We start from the raw sequence: 25180 nt of genomic DNA, 5'->3' as shown, positions 1-25180 counted from the left end.
CCATTTAAACCGCCGAAGGGCGGTTTTCCATTGTCTGATACCTGCTAACTCATTGACCTACCAGTAGCTTCCCGCCTTTGATTGCTCTTGCCTATCGTTATGATCAATACGTGTTGTTATCAAAACGTTACATGGCGTTTGTGTTATCTTTAAATAACACCTCAGAAATCACCCTGGTTTGACATAATAAAAAATGGAGGAGCTATGTCGTCCGATCTTCGTAAAACGAGTATGGATAAGCTGGTAGCACTGGGTAGTGAGTATCACTATTACAGTTTGCCACTGGCGGCCAGACAGTTAGGGGATATTGACCGGCTGCCGAAATCGATGAAAGTGTTACTGGAAAACCTGTTGCGCCATGTGGATGGTGATACGGTACAGGTTGACGATCTGAAGGCGATCGTAGGCTGGTTGCAAACCGGCCATGCCGATCGCGAAATTGCTTATCGCCCGGCGCGGGTGCTGATGCAGGACTTCACCGGCGTGCCTGCCGTGGTGGATTTGGCGGCAATGCGTGAGGCCGTTCTGCGCCTGGGCGGGAAAGTCGATCAGGTGAATCCGCTGTCACCGGTCGATCTGGTTATTGACCACTCGGTCACTGTCGATGAGTTTGGCGACGATGACGCCTTTGGCGAAAACGTGCGTATCGAAATGGAGCGCAACCACGAGCGCTACACCTTCCTGCGCTGGGGGCAAAAGGCCTTCAACCGCTTCCGCGTGGTGCCACCCGGCACCGGCATCTGCCATCAGGTGAACCTGGAGTATCTGGGGCAAACCGTTTGGCATACCGAAGAGAATGGCCAACGCATTGCTTACCCCGATACCCTGGTGGGGACCGACTCCCACACCACCATGATTAACGGCCTTGGTATCCTCGGTTGGGGCGTTGGCGGTATTGAGGCCGAAGCTGCCATGTTGGGCCAGCCGGTCTCGATGCTGATCCCGGATGTGGTGGGCTTTAAACTCAGCGGTAAGTTACCTGAGGGGATTACGGCCACCGACCTGGTGCTGACGGTCACCCAAATGCTGCGTAAGCATGGCGTCGTCGGCAAGTTTGTTGAGTTTTATGGTGATGGGCTGGCCGATTTACCGCTGGCGGACCGGGCAACCATTGCCAACATGTCGCCAGAGTTTGGGGCAACCTGTGGCTTCTTCCCGGTGGATGACGTGACGCTGAGCTACCTGCAGTTAAGTGGTCGTAGCGCTGAGCAGATCGCATTGGTGGAAGCCTATGCTAAGGCTCAGGGGATGTGGCGCAATCCAGGCGATGAACCGGTGTTTACCAGCACGCTGTCGCTGGATATGTCAACGGTTGAGGCAAGCCTAGCAGGGCCAAAACGCCCGCAGGATCGCGTCGCGCTGCCGCAGGTGCCAACAGCATTCACCGCCGCGACCGAGCTGGAAATTGGCGGTCAGAAAGATAAGCAGGAAGTGAAAAGCTTCACGCTGGGTGGCAAAAACCTGGAGCTAAATGCTGGCGCGGTGGTGATCGCAGCCATTACCTCCTGTACCAACACCTCCAACCCGAGCGTGATGATGGCCGCTGGCCTGTTGGCCAAAAAGGCCGTTGAAAAGGGTTTGAAGACCAAGCCTTGGGTGAAAACCTCACTGGCACCGGGTTCCAAAGTGGTGACCGAATACTTCGACCGCGCCAAACTGACGCCGTACCTGGAACAGTTGGGCTTTAACCTGGTTGGCTATGGTTGTACGACCTGTATTGGTAACTCTGGCCCGTTGCCCGAGCCGATTGAGCAGGCGATCAAGGAAGGGGATCTCACCGTCGGGGCCGTGCTGTCCGGTAACCGTAACTTTGAAGGGCGCATCCATCCGCTGGTAAAAACCAACTGGCTGGCTTCGCCGCCACTGGTGGTTGCCTATGCGCTGGCAGGTAACATGAAGGTTGACCTGACCAAAGATGCGTTGGGCGTAGGTCGCGACGGGAAACCGGTCTATCTGAAGGATATCTGGCCTACCAGCCAGGAGATTGCCCAGGCCGTGGCCGAAGTCAGCACCGAAATGTTCCATAAGGAATATGGTGCAGTGTTTGATGGCGATGCCAGTTGGCAAGCGATCCAGGTGACCGGTTCCGCGACCTACGAATGGCAAGCCGACTCTACCTATATTCGCCATCCGCCATTTTTCAGTACCATGAAGGCGCAACCGGATCCGGTGCAGGACATTCACGGCGCGCGTATTCTGGCAATCCTGGCAGACTCGGTGACCACTGACCATATCTCGCCTGCGGGCAACATCAAGCGTGACAGCCCGGCGGGACGCTACCTGAGCGAACGTGGTGTCGAGGTGAAAGAGTTCAACTCTTACGGTTCGCGCCGCGGTAACCATGAAGTAATGATGCGGGGCACTTTCGCCAACATCCGTATCCGTAACGAAATGGTTCCGGGCGTGGAGGGCGGTTATACCCGCCATCTACCTTCGCAGAATCAGATGGCGATCTATGATGCCGCCATGCAGTATCAGCAGGAGCAGGTACCACTGGCGGTGATTGCGGGTAAAGAGTATGGCTCTGGCTCCAGCCGCGACTGGGCAGCCAAAGGCCCGCGTTTATTGGGGGTGCGAGTGGTGATCGCGGAATCCTTTGAGCGCATCCACCGTTCCAACCTGATCGGTATGGGCATCTTGCCGTTGGAATTTCCGCAGGGTATAACGCGCAAAACGCTGGGTTTGACGGGGGAGGAACTGATCGACGTGAGTGGTTTGCAGGCGTTGCAACCCGGCCAGACGGTACCGGTCAATATCACCTATGCCGATGGTCGGCAGGTGGTGGTGAATACCCGTTGCCGTATTGATACCGGCAATGAGCTGACTTATTACCAGAACGACGGCATCCTGCACTACGTTATCCGTAAAATGCTGTAGAGAGAACAAGGGCGCCAAAAGGCGCCCTTGTTGTTATTTTTTGTCCAGCAAGTGGCCCATTTTAGCGGCCTTGGTGGCCAGATAACGTTCGTTCTTCGGGTTACGGCCGACGATCAACGGCACGCGCTCGGAGATATTAATGCCCGCTTCGCTCAGGATCTCGACCTTCTTCGGGTTATTGGTCAGCAGGCGCACTGCATCCACCCCCAGCAGTTTGAACATATCGGCGCACAGGGTGAAGTCTCGCTCATCGGCGGCAAAGCCTAGCTGATGGTTGGCTTCCACCGTGTCCGCTCCTTTATCCTGCAAGGCATAGGCGCGTATCTTGTTCAACAGACCGATATTACGGCCTTCCTGGCGGTGATACAGCAGAATGCCGCGGCCTTCCTCGGCGATCTGTTCCAACGCGGCTTCCAGCTGAAAACCGCAGTCACAGCGCAGGCTGAACAGCGCATCACCGGTCAGACATTCGGAATGAACCCGTGAGAGGACCGGTGTTTCGCCGGTAATATCGCCGAAAACCAGTGCCAGATGATCGTGCCCGGTGGCCAGTTCTTCGAACCCCACCATCAGAAAATCACCCCATGGTGTTGGCAGTTTGGCTTCCGCCACACGTTTAAGCTGCATGTCACTCTCCAAAAACACTACCTGTCAAATCGCTGCGTGCATCCTACGACTGGAACAGGGGACTGACCAGCATTAAAACAGACGGCGACGATCGCTATTTCATTCATTGTCAGCTATTTTGCCATAACTTGTGGCCGAGCGGTGCTCAGCAAAGCAGCATATGGTGTTTTACCGCTCCTATTGTTGCAATAGGTCAGTTATCTATCTAATTTCTCTTGTTTTGCTGAGTTATCAAGATTGTTACACTGCGGGTTAACCACAGTGGAAGGATAATGGGATGTTAAAGATAGCAAAACGCACGGCGGGTGGAGCGATTGTGCTGATGTTGTTGCCGCTGGCGGTCTGGTTGTTTGGCTGGCACTGGCAACCCGGCGGTAATGACGGCCTGTTAAAAGCGCTGTTCTGGGTAACGGAAACCGTCACTGCGCCCTGGGGTATTCTCACCAGCCTGATCCTGTCGGCCTGGTTTCTGTGGTGTCTACGCTTTCGGCTGAAAGCGGCGGTAGGGCTGTTCATCCTGTTGTCTGCGGCAATCGGGATTGGGCAGGCGATCAAATCTTCCATCAAAGAGCAGGTACAGGCACCGCGGCCGTTTGTCGTATGGCTGGAGTCGACCCATCAGATTGACGAAAAATACTTCTACTCGCTGGACAGGAAGCAGCGTAGCGCGCTGGTCAAAGAGCAGTTGCTGGACCAGGCGCTGGTACCTGAATGGTTGAGTAAACACTGGCAGTTTGAAACCGGCTTCTCGTTCCCTTCAGGGCACACGATGTTTGCCGCTATGTGGGCATTGCTGGGGGTTGGGCTGTTGTGGCCGCGGCGGCATTATAAAACCGTAGCGGTGTTGATGATTTGGGCATTTGGCGTGATGGCGAGCCGCCTGATGCTCGGCATGCATTGGCCGCGGGATCTGGCGATGGCGATTGTCATTAGCTGGTTGCTGGTTACCCTGGCCAGTTGGTTGACTCAGCGTTGGTTTGGGCCACTCACCATTCCACCGAAGGAGCAGCAGGAAATCGGCGAGCGGGAAGGCGAGCAGTAATTTCGCAGGAGAGGTGATGAAAGCGTAGTGTGACGTTGTCACTAATGGCGGCTCCAACCCGGGGCCGCATCAACGCGGGTTTTTACCCTGCATTGCAATCTGTCCTTTCGCCCCCATATCTTATCAAACTCGTGATTTTGAGAAGCTTTCTCATTAATTTGCTCAGGCGCTGCATTTGTTGCTGAATATCCCAGCAGATCTGCGGTTTTATCGTCTGCCAGGGTTTCCCTGCTACGACGGGAAATGCTAACTTAAGTCATAGGGACGCCACTTAGCGGCAATTACCCGTGGGCGGCAAACCCTGTATTGGGTTCCGGTTTGTGGCCTTGAGGGTAGAGTTCATCCGATTCACTCGGCATTGCGGGAAAGAATGTGAAATATTTACTGATTTTTTTACTGGTTCTGGTGATTTTCGTGGCTTCAGTCACGCTGGGCGCGCATAACGACCAGGTGGTGACGTTTAACTATTTGGTTGCTCAGGGCGAATATCCGGTATCAACCCTGTTGGCCACCCTGTTTGGTGCTGGCTTTGTGCTGGGTTGGATTATTTGTGGGTTATTTTATCTGCGCACACGCATCGCTCTTGGGCGTGCAGAGCGGAAAATCAAAAGGCTGGAACTGCAGCTCGAAGCACCTGTCGAGCCGGCATCGTTGCCCGCAGTCAGCAAGGAATAATCTGTTATGTTAGAGCTGCTGTTTCTGTTGCTGCCTGTAGCTGCCGCGTACGGTTGGTACATGGGGCGCAGAAGTGCTCAGCAGGATAAACAACAGGAAGCCAACCGCCTGTCGCGTGAATACGTGGCTGGGGTTAACTTCCTGCTTTCCAACCAGCAGGATAAAGCGGTCGATCTGTTTCTCGACATGTTGAAAGAGGACAGCAATACCGTTGAAGCTCACCTTACGTTGGGCAATCTGTTCCGCTCTCGTGGTGAAGTCGATCGCGCCATCCGCATCCATCAGGCCTTGATGGAAAGCGCTTCTTTAACCTTCGAACAGCGTCTGCTGGCGATACAGCAACTGGGGCGTGACTATATGGCCGCCGGGTTGTATGACCGCGCCGAGGACATGTTCAGCCAGTTGATCAATGAAGAAGACTTCCGAGTTTCCGCGCTGCAGCAATTACTGGTGATCCACCAGGCCACCAGCGACTGGCAGAAAGCCATCGAAGTGGCAGAGAAGTTGGTCAAGCTGGGTAAGGAAAAGCAGCGCGTCGAGATCGCGCATTTTTATTGTGAGCTGGCCCTGCAGGCGATGGGCAGTGACGATCTGGACAAGGCGATGGGCCTGCTCAAGCGCGCGGCCTCGGCGGATAAACAGTGCGCCCGTGTGTCGATCATGGTTGGGCGTATCTTCATGGCGCAAGAGGAGTATGCCAAGGCGGTAGAAACCCTGACGCGCGTATTGGATCAAGATAAAGAGCTGGTCAGCGAAGCGTTACCGATGCTGCAGGAGTGCTACCAGCATTTGCCTCAACAAGAGCAAGACTGGGCGGACTTTCTCAAACGTTGTGTGGCGGAGAATACCGGAGCCACGGCAGAATTGATGCTGGCGGAAGTGATCGAGCAACGGGAAGGGAGCGATGTGGTACAGGTGTACATCAATCGCCAGCTGCAGCGCCATCCGACCATGCGCGTGTTTTATCGCCTGATGGATTATCATCTGGCTGATGCAGAAGACGGTCGCGCCAAAGAAAGCCTGCTGTTGCTACGGGATATGGTAGGCGAGCAGATCCGTACCAAACCGCGCTATCGCTGCCACAAATGCGGTTTTACCGCCCATTCACTTTACTGGCATTGTCCTTCGTGCCGGGCCTGGTCTTCGGTTAAACCGATACGCGGGCTGGACGGGCAATAAAACAGCTTGTTAGCTAGGGACGCTGCACATGCGGCGCCCGCCAAGATTGTCCGGGTTACTTTTTCTTGCCGCTTTTCGCGCCGCCTTTCAGCAGTTGACGCAGCTTCTTCAGCTCTTTCTGGCTAAGAGGTTGTTCAATCTCCTCTTCGGTGCCCTGATTATCGATATCGTCATGATGCAGCGGAGCCGCTTTCTTACTGGCTTTGGCAGGGACTTCGAAGCTATGTTCCAGCCGTTGGCAAACCTCTGCACTCAATGAAAGCTGGTTCTCCAAGGCAATCGCCTTGATTTGCTCTTTCAGTGCCAGAGGGATCTTGATGGTTAGTGTCGATATCTCGCTCATTTTGCTGCCTTTTACGCGGGAGGTTACCATCAAGCTAAGTCAGCCGTGCAGATCTGTCCAGTGTGTAATAAAAATTTAATAATTTTGTAACATAAATGGGCTACACCAATGCGCTACGCTTTCCTCATTTTTTTGGCCGAGATACTATGAGCCATGACTGAACCCGATCTCAATTTACTTATCGCCCTTGATGCGCTGCTCGCTGAGGTCAGCGTGGCTGGTGCTGCGCGTCGTCTTGGTTTAAGCGCTTCTGCCATGAGCCGCACGCTCACCCGGCTACGCACCGTTACCGAAGATCCCTTGTTGGTGCGTGCCGGCCGCCACATGGTGCTGACGCCTTATGCCGAGGAGCTGCGGGAACGTACGCAAAATGCCGTATTTGCGGCGCGTTCGGTGCTGCGCCCATCCGCCACAGAATTGAACCTCGCCACGCTGGAACGCACCTTTAATATTCGTGCCAATGAGGGGTTTGTGGAGGCATTTGGAGCTTCACTGATTGCGGCAGCCGCCAAGGCTGCGCCTTTGGTGCGCCTGCGTTTTTCGCCCAAGCCAGAGAAAACCTCAAAGCCTCTGCGTGAAGGTCTGGTTGATCTTGAGATTGGTGTTTTGGGGACCATGGGGCCGGAAATACGCGTGCAGGCGCTGTTTAGGGATCGCTTCGTTGGTGTGGTAAGAGCGGGGCATCCGCTGGCGCGGGAACCAGAGGTGAAGGCCAGCCAGTATGCCGCGTTGGGCCATGTTGTCGCTTCCCGGCGTGAGCGTACCTACGGGCCGGTAGACGAAGCATTGGCTGAACTAGGTTTGCGGCGCAACATTGCCGCCGTGGTACCGAGTTTCCCGGCAGCCTTGGCCGTCGCTCAGGAGTCCGATCTGGTGGCGTTGGTGCCTGCCTCATTCCTTATCAATCAACCAGTGACCAATATTGATGGGGGCGTAGCGACACTCTGGGCTTTTGAACTGCCGGTTACGACCAGACTGATTACGATATCGCAGCTGTGGCACCCACGTGCCGAGGCGGATCCGGCTCATCGTTGGTTGCGGCAATTGGTACTGAATGTCTGTCGCAAGTTGGTACCAGAATAAAAACAGGTGGGCTGTGGTGTCGAAGGGGATGGGCGCCTTATGCAGCGCCCGTTCAGATAATCTAGAGGGTGACTCGAACTTATTTATAGATGATCGCGTTGCCATGCAGCATGTTGTTACCACCGGCGGCGACAATGCGATAGCTGCTAGCGCCTTGGGCTTTGGCTTTAGCCGCCAGCTTGGCTTCCAGGCTGCTCAGCGTGGTAACACCACCGGCAGATACTACGCCAACTTCAGTCAGGCTCTGTGCCTGTTGCTGGCTGACTGGTTCAGCGGCAACGCTGGCAAATGAGGTTAGGACCAGAACGGTAGCTGCTGCAAAATATTTGATGCCTTTCATGAGTATCTCCAATTTGGTTTTGAGGGTGAAAGTGTTTCCGCTTTCGATGTGTTGAATGATATAGCATTTATAAACGGATGAAATCGGATAGGCTTGAGCATGTTAATCAAATTATTTGATTAAGAATTTACGCTTCTTTACCGCGTTTTACTCACCCTGGGTTAAGGGCGCAAGGCGTTATTGACAGTCGATGACCAACGCTGTGTTAACATTACGTAACGGCAACGGGTTGCGTGACTGGGATTTCCGCTGTCTGGCATGTAGAATGCGGCGGTCAGTTTTGCTGGCGGCTCACTCATCACGTCCATTTCACACAAGGTAGAAGCTATGAAGTCTGAAAATAACTCAAATAACAATGACTTAAAATCATCGCCCATCATCGTGGCATTGGATTACGCCGACCGTTCCGCCGCATTGGCCTTTGCCGACCGTATCGATCCGCAAGATTGCCGGCTAAAAGTGGGTAAAGAGATGTTCACCCTGTTCGGGCCTGAGATCGTGCGCGATCTGCATCAGCGCGGATTTGAGGTGTTCCTCGATTTGAAATTCCACGATATTCCTAACACCACGGCGCATGCCGTAGCCGCTGCGGCGGAGTTGGGCGTATGGATGGTGAACGTACATGCCAGCGGTGGTGCTCGCATGATGAACGCAGCCAAAGAGGCGCTGCTGCCTTATGGCGCGGATGCACCGCTATTGATTGCCGTCACCGTGCTCACCAGCATGGAGGCGGAAGATCTGCGCGCCATTGGTATCGAACTCAGCCCGGCAGAGCAGGCGGAAAGACTGGCTCGCCTGACGCGCGACTGTGGCCTGGACGGTGTGGTCTGTTCTGCGCAGGAAGCTTCACGCCTGAAAGCTGCTTGTGGCGACCAGTTCCAACTGGTTACTCCTGGTATTCGCCCTGAAGGCAGTGCCGCAGGCGATCAACGCCGCGTGATGACACCGGTGCAGGCTCTGGCCGCCGGAGTTGATTATATGGTGATCGGCCGTCCGATTACGCAATCCGCCGATCCCGCGGCAGCGCTCAGCGCTATTCGAGCCTCACTGGTTTAAGGAACCCAGCATGAATGATGATAACAGCCGCCTGGTGTACTCTACCGACAGCGGGCGTATCAAGCAGGAAGAAGCCAAGCCAGAGCGTGTCAAAGGCGATGGCATCGTGCGTATTCAACGCCAGACCAGCGGCAGAAAAGGCAAGGGGGTTTGCCTGATCACCGGTGTCGATCTGGATGATGCGGCACTGGATAAACTGGCTGCCGAACTGAAAAAGAAATGCGGTTGTGGTGGCTCGGTGAAGGATGGTGTGATCGAAATCCAGGGCGACAAACGTGACCTGCTAAAGCAATTACTGGAAGCCAAGGGCATGAAGGTTAAGCTGGCTGGCGGTTGAGCAGCTAAATGAAATATGCCGCAGTGTGTCACTGCGGCTGCATTCATCGAAATGATAAACGTAAAAATAGACCTGAAAGTTTTTTTCAATTAGACGTCAAAGCGTGAACGCTTTTGTCAGCCTATCGGCAGAGGTATCAGCAAGCCGTGGCTTATTTACTCACCTGGTGACCGATGATGCCACCAACAGCGGCACCGCCGACGGTCCCCAACGCGCTGCCGTTAGTCAGCACCGCACCGCCTACCGCACCTGCACCAGCACCAATCGCCGTGTTGCGGTCACGTTTAGACATATTCGAACAGGCACTCAGCGACAGAGCCAGGGTGATCACCACTGCGGCAGTGGCCAAACGTTGATTAATGATCATAATGAATTCTCCTTAGCATCGGCTATATGGAACTACTTTACTGGCATAGCACAGCTTTAGTATAGGCAGTAATCAGCAAACTGGCCTGAGACTGTCTTCCAGACGACCTTGAAATAAAAAATGGCATTTATTGCACAAAACAGGGCAAATAAAAAATCAGGGCGGTTTTTTCGCCTTGTTTCAGTATAAATCTCTGACGAGGGATAAATAGGGAAATAGTCTTAATTTAGCCTAGGTCGGCAGGCGATTATTCCGAATCCGCCGCCACACATCTTGGTGTATCCAGCAGAAATCTACGTGGTCTTTAGCGATCTATCCCATACCGGCTTGTTGCCCACCTGCTGACAATAGTCGCAGACCAAGCCACAAGGACAAGATCATGCTCAACGAACTAAAACAACAGGTGCTGGAAGCCAACCTTCAACTTCCGCGCCATCATCTGGTGACCTTTACCTGGGGCAATGTCAGCGCCGTAGACCGCCAGCAGGGGCTGATGGTGATCAAACCTTCCGGCGTTGAGTATGATGCCATGACCCGTGAGGATATGGTGGTGGTGGAACTGGAGAGCGGCAAGGTGGTGGAGGGGAGTAAAAAGCCTTCTTCCGATACGGATACCCACCGGGTGCTGTACCTGAACTTTGCTGCAGCGGGTGGGATCGTTCATACCCACTCGCGCCATGCCACCATTTGGGCACAGGCCGGATTAGCCATCCCCGCGTGGGGAACGACACATGCAGACTACTTCTATGGTGATATTCCCTGTACTCGGCTAATGCGGGACGAAGAGATCAATGGCCGTTATGAGTGGGAAACCGGGCAGGTGATCGTCGAAACCTTTAAAGAACGTGGGTTGGATGCCGCTCAGATCCCGGCGGTGCTGGTACATTCCCACGGTCCATTTGCCTGGGGCAAAGATGCTGACGGCGCGGTGCATAATGCCGTGGTGTTGGAAGAGTTGGCTTATATGGGGATCTTCTCGCGTCAGCTAGCGCCAGGGCTGGGCAATATGCAGCAGAGCCTGTTGGACAAGCACTATCTGCGCAAGCACGGAGCACATGCCTATTACGGGCAGTAATCTCACCACGGGGCCGAACGGCCCCGCAGCCGTTATTCGTTAACCAGATCCAACTTGATACCCTGGCGTTTAAGCAACTGCTGGTAGTCGTTGGCGATACGCGAGTCGGTGATCACCCGCCCAATCTGGCTCATGGGTTCCAATGGATTAGGTTGGATCTGGCCGAATTTTGACGAGTCGGTCAGCACTATGTTCTCTACGCCTTTGGCTAATACCGCATTGACCACGTCGGCACGCATCATATCGCGGCCGGTGAAGCCGGTCTCCGCGTGATAGCCATCCACCCCGATAAACGCCTTGCTGAAGTGCACCTGCTGGATACACATGCGGGTTAACGGGCCGACCACGGTTTCACTCTTCTTCTGGAACATGCCGCCGAGAACGATCACATCGCAGTCGGTCTCTTTCAGCAGATGGGCGATGTAATGGCTGACGGTGATCAGCGTGACGCGCTTGCGCTCGGCCAGATAGCGGGCCAGTAAGGCGTTGGCACTACCGCTCTCGATAAAGATGGTTTCGCCATCGTTGACCAGCGATGCAGCATTTTGTGCCAGCTTCTGCTTAAGCGTGAAGTTGGACATCATGCGGGCATCAACGTCGTCGCTTTCCAGCGCAACGGCAGAACCGTGAACGCGTTTCAGATAGCTGCGTTTTTCTAACAGATTGAGATCCTGACGGATCGTCACCTCAGAAACGCCAGAGGCGCGCGCCAGTTCGCCAACGCTGATGCGCCTGCGGTCATTCACCAACTGCAAAATGGTTTGTTGTCTTGAATTCATAGCGGCCTGATAGGCGGCCACCAAAGGGTGACCGCAACGATTCACTGATTAAAGAGTATGTTCGGTACGCGCGATAATGTCATCCTGCGCATCTGGGGATAATGCGGTAAAGAAGGCAGAATATCCAGCTACGCGTACCACTAAATCACGATATTGGTCAGGATGTTGCTTCGCGGCCAACAGCGTTTCCCGCGACACGATATTATACTGCACGTGCCAGCCATGGTAAGCCTCGAAGAAAGTGCGCAACATCAGCATCAATTTTTCTCGGTCACGCGGGTTCTCCAGCGTGGACGGGTTCAGCTTCTGGTTCAGCAACACGCCACCCAGAATCGATTCGGTAGGCAGTTTGCTCAGCGAGTTGAACACTGCCGTTGGGCCTAGATGGTCGGTGCCGGAAGCCGGGCTAGCCCCTTCCGCCAATGGCGTATGCGCTTTACGGCCGTCTGGCGTAGCCATGGTGGCAGCACCAAACGGAACGTTGGCCGAAATGGAGGAGGTGCCCGCATAGTAGGTACCTCCGATCGGGCCACGGCCAAAGCGGGTGTTGTGATACTGCTTCAGCTCGTCGATATAGGTCTGATAGGCACGTACCAGCAGCTGATCGACATCATCCACGTCGTTGCCGTACTTTGGCGCCGCATTGATCAAGCGTTGGCGCAGCTGTTCGCCGTCCAGGCCAGCAAAATCGTTAGCAAGAGCCTGAGCCAGCTGTTGCTGACCAATAATCCCCTGATCGAACACCAGCTTGCGTACCGCTTCCAGGCTGTTACCCAGGTTGGCGATCCCGACCTGCAGACCGGATACCCAGTCATATTTCGCACCGCCTTGTTTGACACTCTTGCCGCGCTCGATGCAATCATCCACCAGAGCCGAGCACACAATGTCGTGGGCATTTTCTTCCAGCACGGTATCGACTACACACTCAATCTCAATCGATTTGCGGGTGTAATAGCGGATCTGCGTATCCCAGGCATCCAGCACCTGGTCAAACTGGCTAAAGTTACCCTGAGACAGCCCCAGCTCCTGCGGCAGGAAAATCTTGCCGGAGGTGGCGTCGCGCCCTTGCTCCAGTGCTGCCAACATCACGCGGGCAAAGTTGATAAAGCTCATCCCGGTGCAGCGGTAGCCCCATTTGCCGCCAACGGCGGTCTCGATACAACCGATAGCGGCATAATCGTAGGCATCCTGTGGTTCGACGCCCAGCTTGATAAACTCGGGGATCACGATCTCATCGTTGTTAAACGCCGGCATGCCGAAGCCGCAGCGGATCACCTGCACGCAGGCGTCAAGGAAATCATTACTGATCCCGGCGTGATAGCGCACGCTGAGGTTAGGCTGCGTTGAACGCAGACGGCCACAGGATTCCAGAATGGTGTAAGAGAGCGGGTTGACCGCGTCACAAGGCTGGCCATTGACCAGTTTCTGGCCGCCGATGGTGACGTTCTGATACAGCGGGCTACCGGCGGAGGCTTTGGAGTGCGAGCCGGAACGGATCTTGTTCACTTCCAGCAGTTTCAACCAGCAGCTGTGCAGCATCTCGATGGCTTTTTCGCGCGGCAGGCTTTGCTCCAGCTCCACGTCACGGCGATACCAAGGATACAGATATTGGTCGAGGCGGCCGAAGGAAACCGAGTGGCCGTTGGATTCGATCTGCAGGAACAGCTGAATGAAGTAACACAGTTGCAGCGCCTGCCAGAAGGTCTGTGGCGGTTGATGGGCGATCAGTTCGCAGTTGGCTGCCATGGTCAACAGCTCTTCACGCCGCCAGATGCGTTGCTCTGCCTGGGCCATTTCACGGGCCAACTGGGCAAAGCGCAGGATGTGCTCGCTGAGAGCGTCCAGCGAGATGTCGACGGCCTTGAGGAACTGTTCCTTATGCAGGTCGTCCCAGTCCGTCAGGTGCAGGCGTTCACGGCGCTCAGACACTTTCTCACGCAGGCCATCCAGACCTTTTTCCAGCAACAGCGGGAAGTTGACCGCCAGGTGCGCATCGCCAGACGTCATGTTGCCTTCCGCCTTGATGATACCGGTAGCCAGCAGGGCTTTTTGCTCATCGGTGAACATGCCGTAGCAGCGATCCTGCACGGTCTGACCACGCCACCATGGGCACAGGGTGTGTAATACCTTTTTATCCTGTTCGCTGACGGAGAAGCCAGCGCCGGGGCGATCGGCCAACTCGTCAATTTCGCTTTCGATCCAACTGACGGTGTATTCCGGGAAGATCGGCGCGGCACGTAACTGGCTAGCCTGGTTACCGATAATCAGCTCATCATTCTTGATCCAGATGCTCCGTTTGGCCAGATGGTTGGCCAACGCCATGGCACGCCTTACCGGCAGCGGCTTATCCTGATGCTGCTGGTACGTTTCGGTATAGTGCTGTGCGCGTTCGGTACAGACCGGTGGCTTGACGATATGGATCAGCGCGTTCTTGTGCGCTAGCGTGCGTTCGGTCAGGGTAGTCAGATCCAGCGTTGTCATGGTGTTATCCTCGCAAAATGGCGGTCAGACCTTTGGCGCTGGCGTAATCTTCGGCATAGGCCAGCAGTTCGGGGTCGTCAAGTGGGGTACGGGAAGCGTAATAAGGCGCGCCGAGCAGATGGTATTTATTCATCCCCAGCGTGTGGTACGGTAAAAAATGGATCTCTTTGACGCCGATTTCATCGGCGGCAAAGTCGGTAATGGCGCGGATTGAGTCGCGATCGGCGTTAAATTCGGGGATTAACGGCACCCTCACGGTGATCTGAGTGCCAGCGGCGGCCAAACGGAGGAAGTTATCCATCACCCGTTTGGCGGAGCCTTCGGTCCATTGCTTGAAGCGAACTTGATCGACGTGTTTCAGATCGGCCAGCATCAGGTCTAGCCAGGGCAGAGATGGCTCGATATAGGACCAAGGCGTATGCAGGCAAGATTCTACGGCGGTATGGATACCGGCCTCGCGCCCGCGTTTGAGCAGTTCAGCCGCAACCTCTGGCTGCATAAACGGCTCGCCACCGGATAGCGTCAGGCCACCGCCGGTACGCAGATAGTAAGGTTTATCGCGCATCACTTCGGCCATCACCGCATCAAGGTCGAGCGCCGTGCCGCAGACGCTCAGCGCGCCAGTTGGGCAACAGCCGTTTAATGCGTCATAATCGGCGGCAGTCAGTAACGAACGTTGCAGGGTTAGGGTGTTGTCGTCAACGCGGGTGATAGCGTGCGGGCAACTCTCACTGCACAGGGTACAGGCCGCCAGACACAGGCGCTCATCAAACAGCAGTTCTTGCTGGCGCGAACGGCTTTCCGGGTTCTGGCACCAGCGGCAGCCAAGCGAGCAGCCCTTAAGGAACACCACGCTGCGGATGCCTGGGCCGTCATGTGTTGAGTAGCGCTGTAGATTGAAAAGCATTCGTCACCTGTGAAGTCTAAAATCTTCTTACGTAAATTAAATAGGTTTCGAATGAAAGTTGATTTGATTTTAATCAAATGATGGCGGCTTTTTTCGCTTATTATGTTCAGAGTTTGAATCTGCCCACAAAAGAATCAGGAGAAGGTTATGGAACTGTATCTCGATACCGCCGACGTCAGCGCAGTGAAACGTTTGGCGCGCGTCTTGCCGCTGCACGGCGTGACCACCAACCCAAGCATCGTTGCCAAAGAAGGCAAGCCGATCTGGGAGGTTCTGCCGGCCTTGCGTGATGCGTTAGGCGGTACCGGCAAGCTGTTTGCCCAGGTGATGGCTAACGACGCAGAACGTATGGTTGCCGAAGCCGTCCTGCTGAGTCAACGGGTGCCGGGCCTGGTAGTCAAGATCCCCACCACCGCAGAAGGGCTGGCGGCAATCAAGAAGCTGAAATCCATGTCGATCCCCACTTTGGGTACCGCCGTTTACGGCGCTGGTCAGGGGCTGCTGGCGGCGTTGGCCGGGGCAGAGTATGTGGCACCTTACGTTAACCGTCTGGACGCACAGGGTGGCGACGGCGTTGAAATGGTGCACGAGTTACAACAGCTGTTGTCGCTGCATGCTCCTCACGCCAAGGTGTTGGCGGCCAGCTTCAAAACGCCACGTCAGGCGTTGGAGTGTCTGTTGGCAGGTTGCCAGTCGATCACTTTACCGGTGGATGTGGCAGAACAGTTTATTTCCACTCCGGCGGTTCAGGCGGCGGTAGAGAAGTTTGAACAGGATTGGCAGGGGGCTTTCGGCACGACGCTGATAAGCTAAAGTGCATTGAAAAGGGCGGCACCTGGCCGCCCTTGTAGGCATTCGATGAGACTGTTTCAACTGGCTCATCCCGTAGCCTGGCCGTTCAGTTAGACACGCCCGGTTTCCTCACGCAGTACAATAGTGCTTTCACGTACCGTAGGCGTTTTGGAACCCAACGCGCGGCGCACCACGAAGAAGGCCGAAACCAGCATCGTCACCGCAACCAGCATAAAGAAGGCGCACAACGCGGCGTTAATCTGATTGGCAAACACGATGGTCTGCATATCCGCAATGGATTTGGCCGGGGCGATAACCGTGTTCGATTCAATCCCGGCAGAGAATTTCTTCGCCTGCGCCAGGAAGCCGATGCTTGGTTTTTCATGGAAAATCTTTTGCCAGCCCGCCGTCATTGAGGTGATAAACAGCCAGATGGTCGGCAAAATGGTCACCCAGGCGTAACGCTGTTTCTTCATCTTGAACAGCACTACGGTGCCCAGGATCAGCGCCATTGAAGCCAACATCTGGTTACCAATGCCGAACAGCGGCCACAGCGTATTGATCCCACCTAACGGATCCACGACGCCCTGATAAACAAAGAAGCCCCAACCGGCCACGGCCACGGTGGTGCCAGCCAGGTTGCCGAACCAGGAGCGGTTGTTCGCCAGTCGTGGAATGGCTACGCCAACCAGATCCTGCACCATAAAGCGACAGGCGCGGGTGCCCGCATCCACCGCAGTGAGGATAAACAGGGCTTCAAACAGGATGGCAAAGTGATACCAGAAGGCCATCATCGCCCGGCTGTTAAACACCTCGCTGATGATATGAGCCATGCCAACGGCAAAGGTTGGCGCGCCACCGGCTCTGGACAGCACCGACTTCTCGCCCACATCATGGGCAATCTGCGTCAGCGTTTCCGGGGTGACCATAAAGCCCCAGCTGTTAATTGCCTGTGAAGCACTTTCCACCGTGGTGCCGATCAGCGCCGCCGGTGAGTTCATGGCGAAGTAGACGCCTGGGTCGATCACCGAAGCGCAAATCAGCGCCATGATGGCCACGAAGGACTCCATCAGCATGCCGCCGTAGCCGATAAAGCGGATATGGCTCTCACGCTCAACCAGCTTCGGTGTGGTGCCACTGGAGACCAGGGCGTGGAACCCGGAGATTGCGCCACAGGCAATGGTAATAAACAGGAACGGGAACAGTGAACCGGCAAACACCGGGCCGCTGCCATCGATAAAGCGTGACACCGCCGGCATTCTCATTTCCGGCATCGCGAACACAATGCCCACCGCCAGCCCCACGATCACACCGATTTTCAGGAAGGTAGAAAGATAGTCACGCGGAGCAAGCAACAACCACACCGGCAGCACCGAAGCGACAAAACCATAAATCACCAGCACCCAGGTCAGGGTGGTGCCGTGCAGGGTAAAGAACGGCCCCCAGTATGGATGCATGGCGATGTTGCCACCGTAGATGATCGCCATCATCATCAGCACAAAGCCGATCAGCGAAACCTCGGCAATCTTGCCTGGGCGGATAAAGCGCATGTAAACGCCCATAAACAGCGCAATCGGGATGGTGGCAGCAATGGTGAACAGACCCCAAGGGCTGTCTGCCAGCGCTTTAACGACCACCAACGCCAGCGCCGAGAGGATGATGATCATCACCCCAAGTGCGCCCAGCATGGTTACCACACCGGCAAAGGCGCCTAACTCCTGCTTGGCCATTTCCCCCAGCGAGCGTCCGTCGCGGCGGGTGGAGATAAACAGGATCAGGAAATCTTGCACCGCCCCAGCCAACATCACCCCAACCAATATCCAGATGGTACCAGGCAGGAAGCCCATCTGCGCAGCCAGGATCGGCCCAACCAGCGGGCCAGCACCGGCAATCGCGGCAAAGTGGTGACCAAACAGCACCCATTTGTTGGTGGGTACATAGTCCAGGCCATCGTTATGGCGTTCCGCTGGCGTTAACCGACGGTCATCGAGTTCAAAGACGTTCTTGGCAATAAACCGGCTATAGAAGCGGTAGGCAATGCTGTAGCAGGCGACGGAAGCCACCACCAGCCAGACAGCGTTGACGTGTTCCCCACGGCTCAAGGCAAGCATGCCGAAAGCGAAGGCACCGACCAGCGCCACCGCGAGCCAGATTATGGCTGACTTGACGTTTTTCATGTTCCGCAACTCCTTGTTGTGCAGAGGTAGAAAGGTGATTTTTTTAGTTTGTGAGTCCGTCAAAACGTTAACGACTCATTAAACGTAGGAGGTTTGAACGCGGACGGTGGCTGGTCGGATCAGAAATGTGAACTCAGTTGGAGTTTGCTGAAAGAAGCGTGCCATACGGGGACAGAATAGGTTGTTGCAGGCATAAAAAAAGGCGATACCGAAGTATCGCCTTGATCGAACACGGATAACGTTAGGCCACCGGTCTGGCAATTACGCTGCGGGTTTCCATACGCACTTCGGCAATGTTCACCTGCAGACTATCGCTCTGGCGATAAACCACTTCGCCCTTCACCTGCACGGTGCCGGTCTCTTGGCTACACACCATCTCGTCGCGAACCGCGTGGATAAACGGGGCAGGGATAAAGGCCATCGCGCCGTTGTCCAACAGGCGTACGCGCAGGCCACCACGGGTTACGTCGATGATCTCGGCGTTGAAACGTTCATCGGTTCCGGCCTTATCCTTGAGGAAACGGGCATACAACCAGTCACCAACGTCGCGCTCTGCCATGCGGTTCAAACGGCGACGCTCGGCCAGTTGCACGGTGACGTCGTCCTGCGGTTTTTCCGCTGCCTGCTCGCTGATAATAGCTTTCAGCAGACGATGGTTGACCATATCGCCATACTTACGGATCGGAGAGGTCCAGGTGGCGTACGCCTCCAGCCCCAGACCGAAGTGCGGGCCAGGCGTGGTGCTGATCTCGGCAAAGGTCTGGAAGCGGCGGATGCGGCTGTCCAGGAACTGGGTTGGCTGCGAGTCGAGGTGACGGCGCAGTTCGCAGAATCCTTCCAGGGTCAGCAGCTTCTCGGCATCGGCTTCAACGCCGTTGGCCTGCAATACGGCGACCGCTTGCTCAACCAGGGCCGGATCAAAGCCGTTATGCACGTTATAGATGCCAAAGCCCAGACGATCGCGCAGCACCAGGGCGGCACAGACGTTGGCGGCGATCATGCACTCTTCAACAATACGGTTGGCGGTGCGGCGCTGTTCGGTCACGATGTCCAGCACTTCGCCTTTCTCGCCTAGGACAAAGCGGTAGTCCGGGCGATCCTTGAATACCAGGGCATGCTGATGGCGCCAGGCGCTGCGTGCATCGCAAACCTGTTTAAGCAAGGTGATCTGCAGTGCGATGCTCTCGCTCGGTGGCTGCCAGCCTGCGACGCCGTCCAGCCAGTCAGAAACCTCGTCATAAACCAGTTTGGCTTTGGACTCGATTTCGGCGGCGAAGAAATGGATATCGTTGCCCAGCGCACCGTCTGCGGCGATAGTCACGCGGCAAGCCAGCACCGAGCGGCGTTCATTCGGGCGCAGCGAGCACAGGTTGTCGGACAGATCGCGCGGCAACATCGGAATATTGAAGCCCGGCAGGTAGTTGGTGAACGCGCGCTTGCGGGCGATTTCATCCAGATTGCTGCCTTGCTCGACGTAGGCGGTAGGATCGGCAATGGCGATGGTCAACAGCAGCGAGCCGTCACCGTTGTCTTGCACGTGCAGCGCATCGTCCATATCTTCGGTGCTGGCGCTATCGATGGTGACGAAGTCCAGCGCGGTCAGGTCCTCACGGATCAGAGCGGTCTCTTGTTCGGAGATCGCGACCATGTCTGGCGCTTCTTTTTCAAGATTATGACGAGCCAGCGTGACCCACCACGGCGCGAAGTGATCTTCACCGTCGGTGATGAACTGAGTCAGATCGGCATTGAAAGTGCGATCGCCTTTCAGTGGATGACGGCGCATTTCTGCGACGGCCCAGTCACCGGCCTGGAAGTTATGGGTGACTTCACGCGCCGGACGGCATGGGATCGCGTCTTTCAGCAACGGATGATCGGGGATAATCGACAGGCGATCGTCTTTTTTCTGCACCCGGCCAACAAAGCGCGACAGGAAAGGCTCAACCAGGGTTTCCGGTTCAGCGATTTCGCGCTCTTTTTCGGTATGCAGGGTGGCGACGATACGATCCCCATGCATGACTTTTTTCATGTACGGCGGCGGAATAAAGTAACTTTTCTGCCCGTCGACTTCTAAAAAGCCAAAACCTTTCTCAGTCCCTTTTACTACGCCTTCAACACGCGGGGTTTGAGAGTGAAGTTGCTGTTTAAGCTGCGCCAGCAGCGGGTTATCTTGAAACATATCGTCCAGTGAATGGGTTGTGAGTGGCAAGATTTGCGGCTGACAGTTTTACGCGAATCACTCCTTGCGGGCAAGCCAAACGTCACGCTTTTCCGACGAAGGCTCGCGATTATTAACGCAATACTGCTCCAGGGACGCGACATGCCACGTCCGTTCAAACTAAACGATACGCAACGTAGGGGCTTGAGCGCAGCGGCGGATGGCGACGGGAACCGATTTGGAGGTCGGCGTGCCGGTGCCATCACCAAAACTGGCCAGCGGCACCAGCGGGTTGGTTTCGGGATAGTAGGCTGCCAGATTACCGCGTGGGATATCGTAGCTAACCAGCTTGAAGCCGCTGACCTTTCTGGTTACGCCATCGTTCCACAAGGTTTCGATTTCCACCAATTCCCCATCCTGCAGACCAAGATCGGCTAAATCTTCGGGATGAATAAACAGCACTTCGCGCTGGCCGTAAACACCGCGATAGCGATCGTCCAGTCCATAGATGGTGGTGTTGTACTGATCGTGTGAACGCAGGGTTTGCAGTACGAACGGCGCTTTTTCTGCCCCGATTTGCGGGAACAGCGTATCGGGTAGTGGAGCGGCACTGAACTCAGCTTTGCCGCTCTGAGTTGCAAAGCGCAATTCGGCAGCGGCGTTGCCCAGATAGAATCCTCCTGGTTGCTCACAGCGTTGGTTAAAATTCTCAAAGCCGGGAATGGTGGCCTGGATATGCTGGCGGATCAGTGAATAATCGTCGGCCAGCTCCAGCCAGTCCAACTGTTGGTTGCCCAGCACTGCGTCGGCAATGCCGCAGACAATCGCGGTTTCAGAACGCTGGGTGTCTGCCAGCGGTTTGCCGATGCCTTCGGAGGCGTGCACCATGCTGAAGGAGTCTTCCACCGTAATGTATTGCGGGCCGCTGGCCTGCATATCCAACTCGGTACGCCCCAGCGTCGGCAAGATCAAAGCATCTTTGCCGGTGATCAGATGGCTGCGGTTCAGTTTGGTGCTGATATGCACCGTCAAATCACAACGGCGCAGGGCTTGAGCGGTACGCTCGGTATCCGGTGCCGCTGCTGCAAGGTTACCTCCAAGCGCAATCAGCACCTTGACCTCACCACGCAGCATCGCTTCAATGGCCTCGACCGTATTGTGACCGATCTCGCGGCGTGGGCTAAAGCCAAAATGCTGCTCCAAACTATCCAACAGCGCCTTGGGGGCTTTCTCATCGATGCCCATGGTGCGGTTGCCTTGCACGTTGCTGTGGCCGCGTACCGGGCATAGGCCCGCACCTGGCTTGCCCAACTGGCCGAACAGCAATTGCAGGTTGGTGATCTCGCGCACCGTCGGTACGGAGTGCTTATGCTGCGTCACGCCCATCGCCCAGGTGCAGATAACTCGCTCTGCGCCTTGGTAAATCGCCGCCGCATGACGTAGCTGGGTTTCACTCAACCCGGATTGCGTGGTGATCTGTTGCCATGAGGTGGCATCCACCTGAGCCAGATAATCTTCGATGCCCACGCAATGCCGATCGATAAACGGCTGGTCGAACAGTCCTGGTTTTTTGGCGGCAATCCGCTGGCGATGGGTTTCCAGCAGTGCCTTCACCATGCCGCGCACTGCCGCCATATCGCCACCCAGGTTGGGCTGGAAGTAGGCCGAACTGATGGGGGAGGATTTGGGCGTCAGCATCTGGATCGGGTTTTGCGGGTCGGCAAACCTTTCCAGCCCGCGTTCGCGCAGGGTATTGAAACTGACGATGCGTGCCCCCCGGCTGGCTGCGTGTTTCAGGCTGTGCAGCATGCGCGGATGGTTGGTCCCGGGGTTCTGGCCAAAGACAAAAATCGCATCGGCTTGCTCGAAGTCATCCATACGGATGGTGCCTTTGCCGACGCCAATGCTCTGCTTGAGGCCTACGCCGCTGGCTTCGTGGCACATATTGGAACAGTCCGGGAAGTTGCTGGTGCCCAGCATCCGGCCAAACAGCTGGTAAAGGTAGGAGGCTTCATTGCTGGCGCGGCCTGAGGTGTACAGCTCAATCTGGTTGGGATTATCCATTGCCTGGATATGGCTGGCGATAAGTTTTAGGGCATCCGGCCAGGTGATGGGCTGATAGCGATCGGTCTTGGCGTCGTAGCGCATTGGATGCGTCAACCGGCCTTGATACTCCAGGAAGTAGTCGCTTTGCTCGCGCAGGGTGCTGACGCTGTGGGCCGCAAAGAATGCCGGTTCCACCGCATTGCGGGTCGCCTCCCAACTGACCGCCTTGGCCCCGTTCTCGCAGAAGCTGAAGGTGCTGTGGTTGTCATCGCCCCAGGCACAGCCGGGGCAGTCAAAACCGCGCGCTTTGTTAACGCGCATCAGGTTGCGCAGATTTTTTAGCGCCTGTTTGCTGTCGAACACATAGCGGGTGGTGGCTTCCAATGAGCCCCAGCCGCCCGCCGCGCCGCGATAAGGCTTGATTGACGGTTTAAATTTCATGATTTTCTTCGCAGGTGATTAATGTAGCTAAAAGGTAAATGCCTTTTTAAGCATTTTGAGTATTTATGTGGCAAGTCTAGGGGCGTGAGGGCTTGGCGTCTAATCGAATAGAGCAATGATGGGATAGACGACACTTATCGCAACTGCCAGCAAGGCCATAGCAAATGATATACTTCGTGCAGAAACCATTTTCCGGGCCAATACATGGATATTAAGCAACTGATCTACCTGTGTAATCTTGAGCGGGAACGCCACTTCGGCCGCGCCGCAGAGGCCAGCTTTGTCAGCCAGCCGACCTTATCCATGCGGCTGAAAAATCTGGAAAAAGAGCTGGGTGTCTCGTTGATCAACCGTGGCAACAACTTTGAGGGCTTCACCGCCGAAGGTGAGCGGGTCTTGGCTTGGGCGCGGGAAATTGTTTCCGTTTATCAGGGGCTGAAGCTGGAAGTAGAGTCGCTGAAACACGGGTTGAACGGCACGTTGCGCATCGGCACCGTGCCGCAGTGCAGCATTTCGTTAGCGCAAATGTTGAAGGCGGTCAGCGAGCGTTACCCGCAGTTGGACTATCGCGTAGCGGTATTGAGCGCCGATCAACTGCTGGAAGCGCTGACCGCGCACACGGTGGATATCGGCATCGGTTTCTTTGAGCTACCAACGCTCAAGGAACTGCATTTCCAGTCCCAATCTTTGGCCGACAGCGGCATTGACCTGGTGTTTCATCCGCAGCATTTTCCCGAGCTGGTGGGGGAAAGTCCACTAACGCTGGCAACCGTGGCCGAACTGCCATTATGTCTGGCTGAACCGACGCGTTACTTCCGTCGTTACCTGGATCAGCAGTTTCGTGATGAGGGCTTAACGTTGCATACCCGGATGGAAACCACCTCGATCTTCCAACTGCTACAGGGGATTTTTGTCGGTTTGGGATGCGGGTTATTCCCCAGCGGAAATTTGCAGATGGAAATGGTGCCGCAGCTGCAACGGCGCAGCGTTGCCATTGCGCCGATGTCACGTCATGCCGCCTTGGTGATCGCCGAGCCAGCAAGGGCCACGCCGCTGGCACAGCACTTTTTTGATGCGGCTCAGGCGTGGTTATTGCGCTAGCTCGACTTCTACTGCATCGCCAAGACTGTAACGCAGCCGGTTTTCCCAGGCGTACAGCGCGCCGGTTAAAATTACGTCCAATGCCTGCGACCGATCCAATCCGCTGTTAAGCAACGGCTGCACGTTTTGTGCCGTGAATTTCTCAGGTGTTCGCGTCAGATCGGCTGTCACGCCGATCACGGCAGCGGTCACCGGATCGTCGGCCACCTCAAGCGCGTTATCAATCCCAGCCACTAATGCCAGTGCCAACTCCCGATCGGCAATGTTATGGGCTAGCGTGCCGGCACAGTAATGGCTGCCATTAATGCGTGATGTCACCAGAGCAACCAAAGCCTTCAGGCGTGCAGATAGTCCGTTAACTGGGTGATTAATACTGTTAAATACCGCATTGCGCTCATGTAGGGCAGGCGCGTCGTGAGCCAACAGCAGGTAATAAGACTCGCTGCGGGCGTCCGGGTGGCTTTGGTCCAGAATGTCGAGCTGCCGAGCCTGGGCCTGCTCGACAACGATCTCCGGCAGGCGAGCTTGCCATGACCGTTCCGTACAGGAAAATCCTGCCGGAGCGGCATCTTCGATTTGGGGAAAACCGGGTAACACCACGGCGGGTCTGCCTGCAAGTGCTGCAATACCGGCGACCACCCGTGCTTGATAGCTAATGAAACCGATGATTTGCGAAAAGGTCACAGTATCTTGCGTGCTCAGGCCAACTTCGCCGAGCTGTTGTATAGCCTTGGAGCAAATCAGGGTCGGCTGGCTGGCGAGTTGGCGGGCGTATTGGGTGATTTGTGCCAGGCGGACATTGCTTTCCCGCGTAGCATCCGGGCTGTCCAGAGGGGCGAGGCGAGCGGCGTAATGGCTACAAAGCGATTGTACGCCGGTGACCTGCGCCACCGTCAGGGCCGTCGACAGACGATCGTAAGGTGACAATGTCACTTCTCGCGAAGCGATAACTTGCTCGGGGAACAGCACTGAATAGCAGGCCGAAGACGCAGTAAAAACGTCAATGCGATGGCTGAGGGCGGCGTTCAATCCCTCGTCGGTAAACGTACCCAGGCCTAACAAAAAACGCTCCCGCAAGCTTGCGGCGGCAGGCTCGAGTGGCGAACTGTCGCCTGAACTACGCTGGGTTTCGTGGTACCACTGGAAAGGGGTTAGGCGATGGTCCATCGGATAAAATCCTTCTTCAATACAACAAGCCACCGCTGCGGTTGGCAACGGTGGCAGGGTAAAAAACCACGGAGCAGGCGTCAGTCATGGCTGCATAGACCATGACCATAAATAGCGAAGCCGGCGGCGAAGA

General features: G+C 55.7%; 21 protein-coding genes. 10 read left to right on the top strand and 11 right to left on the bottom strand.

Features of this window, described 5'->3' with window-relative positions; all coding sequences use genetic code 11:
- Window positions 1–204 precede the first annotated feature (204 nt).
- On the top strand, window positions 205–2877 hold the full coding sequence (acnA, locus tag KGP16_RS14080; protein ID WP_037375987.1) for an aconitate hydratase AcnA: 2673 nt from the start codon (window positions 205–207) through the stop codon (window positions 2875–2877).
- A gap of 33 nt (window positions 2878–2910) precedes the next feature.
- On the opposite strand, the gene ribA is transcribed toward acnA, so the two are convergent.
- Entirely contained in the window at window positions 2911–3504 is a 594-nt protein-coding gene (ribA, locus tag KGP16_RS14075) for a GTP cyclohydrolase II (RefSeq protein WP_021182092.1), read from the bottom strand.
- A 277-nt stretch (window positions 3505–3781) separates the two neighbouring features.
- On the opposite strand from ribA, the gene pgpB reads away from it, so the two are divergent.
- The 3 genes from pgpB to lapB all read left to right on the top strand — a co-directional run bounded on the left by pgpB (window position 3782) and on the right by lapB (window position 6400).
- Window positions 3782–4546 carry a phosphatidylglycerophosphatase B gene (pgpB, locus tag KGP16_RS14070; protein WP_223499878.1) on the top strand — a complete coding sequence of 255 codons (765 nt, stop codon included), beginning with the start codon at window positions 3782–3784 and terminating at the stop codon, window positions 4544–4546.
- A 372-nt stretch (window positions 4547–4918) separates the two neighbouring features.
- Window positions 4919–5221 (top strand): LapA family protein, encoded by a 303-nt coding sequence (locus KGP16_RS14065; protein ID WP_059200939.1) that lies wholly within the window; start codon window positions 4919–4921, stop codon window positions 5219–5221.
- Window positions 5222–5227: 6 nt separating this feature from the next.
- The gene (gene lapB / locus KGP16_RS14060) at window positions 5228–6400 is read left to right on the top strand and encodes a lipopolysaccharide assembly protein LapB (protein ID WP_179251656.1); all 1173 of its coding nucleotides are present in this window, start codon (window positions 5228–5230) and stop codon (window positions 6398–6400) included.
- A gap of 55 nt (window positions 6401–6455) precedes the next feature.
- On the opposite strand, the gene KGP16_RS14055 is transcribed toward lapB, so the two are convergent.
- Window positions 6456–6743, bottom strand: a complete 288-nt coding sequence (locus KGP16_RS14055; protein ID WP_021806568.1) for an Arc family DNA-binding protein — start codon at window positions 6741–6743, stop codon at window positions 6456–6458.
- 153 nt (window positions 6744–6896) lie between these two features.
- Here KGP16_RS14055 and KGP16_RS14050 point away from each other — a divergent pair, with 153 nt between their 5' ends.
- Window positions 6897–7826: a LysR family transcriptional regulator gene (locus tag KGP16_RS14050; RefSeq protein ID WP_094981322.1), complete on the top strand. Its 930-nt coding sequence runs from the start codon at window positions 6897–6899 to the stop codon at window positions 7824–7826.
- A 79-nt stretch (window positions 7827–7905) separates the two neighbouring features.
- Here KGP16_RS14050 and KGP16_RS14045 read toward each other — a convergent pair whose 3' ends face one another.
- Window positions 7906–8166: a YdgH/BhsA/McbA-like domain containing protein gene (locus KGP16_RS14045; RefSeq protein WP_059200936.1), complete on the bottom strand. Its 261-nt coding sequence runs from the start codon at window positions 8164–8166 to the stop codon at window positions 7906–7908.
- A gap of 327 nt (window positions 8167–8493) precedes the next feature.
- Between KGP16_RS14045 and pyrF the strand changes: the two genes are divergently transcribed.
- Together pyrF and yciH are read left to right on the top strand one after the other, a co-directional pair.
- On the top strand, window positions 8494–9222 hold the full coding sequence (gene pyrF / locus KGP16_RS14040; RefSeq protein WP_021182086.1) for an orotidine-5'-phosphate decarboxylase: 729 nt from the start codon (window positions 8494–8496) through the stop codon (window positions 9220–9222).
- Between the two features lie 10 nt (window positions 9223–9232).
- Window positions 9233–9559 (top strand): stress response translation initiation inhibitor YciH, encoded by a 327-nt coding sequence (gene yciH / locus KGP16_RS14035; protein ID WP_021806564.1) that lies wholly within the window; start codon window positions 9233–9235, stop codon window positions 9557–9559.
- Between the two features lie 151 nt (window positions 9560–9710).
- Here yciH and osmB read toward each other — a convergent pair whose 3' ends face one another.
- A complete protein-coding gene (osmB, locus tag KGP16_RS14030; protein ID WP_037375983.1) occupies window positions 9711–9929 on the bottom strand; it encodes an osmotically-inducible lipoprotein OsmB in 219 nt (72 codons plus the stop codon).
- A gap of 376 nt (window positions 9930–10305) precedes the next feature.
- Between osmB and araD the strand changes: the two genes are divergently transcribed.
- Entirely contained in the window at window positions 10306–11001 is a 696-nt protein-coding gene (gene araD / locus KGP16_RS14025) for an L-ribulose-5-phosphate 4-epimerase (RefSeq protein WP_059200935.1), read from the top strand.
- Window positions 11002–11033: 32 nt separating this feature from the next.
- Here the strand turns inward: araD and KGP16_RS14020 are convergent, their stop codons facing one another.
- From KGP16_RS14020 to KGP16_RS14010, 3 genes are read right to left on the bottom strand one after another with little or no spacing between them, the layout of a single operon-like run.
- On the bottom strand, window positions 11034–11780 hold the full coding sequence (locus KGP16_RS14020) for a DNA-binding transcriptional regulator YciT (protein WP_223499876.1): 747 nt from the start codon (window positions 11778–11780) through the stop codon (window positions 11034–11036).
- Window positions 11781–11828: 48 nt separating this feature from the next.
- Complete coding sequence (locus KGP16_RS14015) at window positions 11829–14261, bottom strand: formate C-acetyltransferase/glycerol dehydratase family glycyl radical enzyme (RefSeq protein WP_223499875.1); 2433 nt, start codon at window positions 14259–14261, stop codon at window positions 11829–11831.
- 4 nt (window positions 14262–14265) lie between these two features.
- Entirely contained in the window at window positions 14266–15168 is a 903-nt protein-coding gene (locus tag KGP16_RS14010; protein WP_059200933.1) for a glycyl-radical enzyme activating protein, read from the bottom strand.
- A gap of 147 nt (window positions 15169–15315) precedes the next feature.
- Here KGP16_RS14010 and fsa point away from each other — a divergent pair, with 147 nt between their 5' ends.
- Window positions 15316–15981, top strand: coding sequence for a fructose-6-phosphate aldolase (fsa, locus tag KGP16_RS14005; RefSeq protein WP_021806558.1), 666 nt, complete (start codon window positions 15316–15318; stop codon window positions 15979–15981).
- Between the two features lie 89 nt (window positions 15982–16070).
- Here the strand turns inward: fsa and KGP16_RS14000 are convergent, their stop codons facing one another.
- The 3 genes from KGP16_RS14000 to KGP16_RS13990 all read right to left on the bottom strand — a co-directional run bounded on the left by KGP16_RS14000 (window position 16071) and on the right by KGP16_RS13990 (window position 22779).
- Window positions 16071–18137, bottom strand: a complete 2067-nt coding sequence (locus KGP16_RS14000; protein ID WP_021806557.1) for a carbon starvation CstA family protein — start codon at window positions 18135–18137, stop codon at window positions 16071–16073.
- Between the two features lie 241 nt (window positions 18138–18378).
- A complete protein-coding gene (locus tag KGP16_RS13995; RefSeq protein WP_223499874.1) occupies window positions 18379–20313 on the bottom strand; it encodes an exoribonuclease II in 1935 nt (644 codons plus the stop codon).
- A gap of 159 nt (window positions 20314–20472) precedes the next feature.
- Complete coding sequence (locus tag KGP16_RS13990; protein WP_223499873.1) at window positions 20473–22779, bottom strand: FdhF/YdeP family oxidoreductase; 2307 nt, start codon at window positions 22777–22779, stop codon at window positions 20473–20475.
- 204 nt (window positions 22780–22983) lie between these two features.
- On the opposite strand from KGP16_RS13990, the gene KGP16_RS13985 reads away from it, so the two are divergent.
- A complete protein-coding gene (locus tag KGP16_RS13985) occupies window positions 22984–23880 on the top strand; it encodes a LysR family transcriptional regulator (protein ID WP_021806554.1) in 897 nt (298 codons plus the stop codon).
- Here the strand turns inward: KGP16_RS13985 and KGP16_RS13980 are convergent.
- Window positions 23869–25047 (bottom strand): hypothetical protein, encoded by a 1179-nt coding sequence (locus KGP16_RS13980; RefSeq protein WP_021806553.1) that lies wholly within the window; start codon window positions 25045–25047, stop codon window positions 23869–23871. The genes KGP16_RS13985 and KGP16_RS13980 overlap by 12 nt on opposite strands.
- Window positions 25048–25180 lie beyond the last annotated feature (133 nt).

Origin of the sequence: Serratia sp. JSRIV006, assembly GCF_019968685.1 — a bacterium.
Lineage (GTDB): Bacteria > Pseudomonadota > Gammaproteobacteria > Enterobacterales > Enterobacteriaceae > Chania > Chania fonticola_B.
This window is presented reverse-complemented; position numbering and strand designations above follow the sequence as displayed.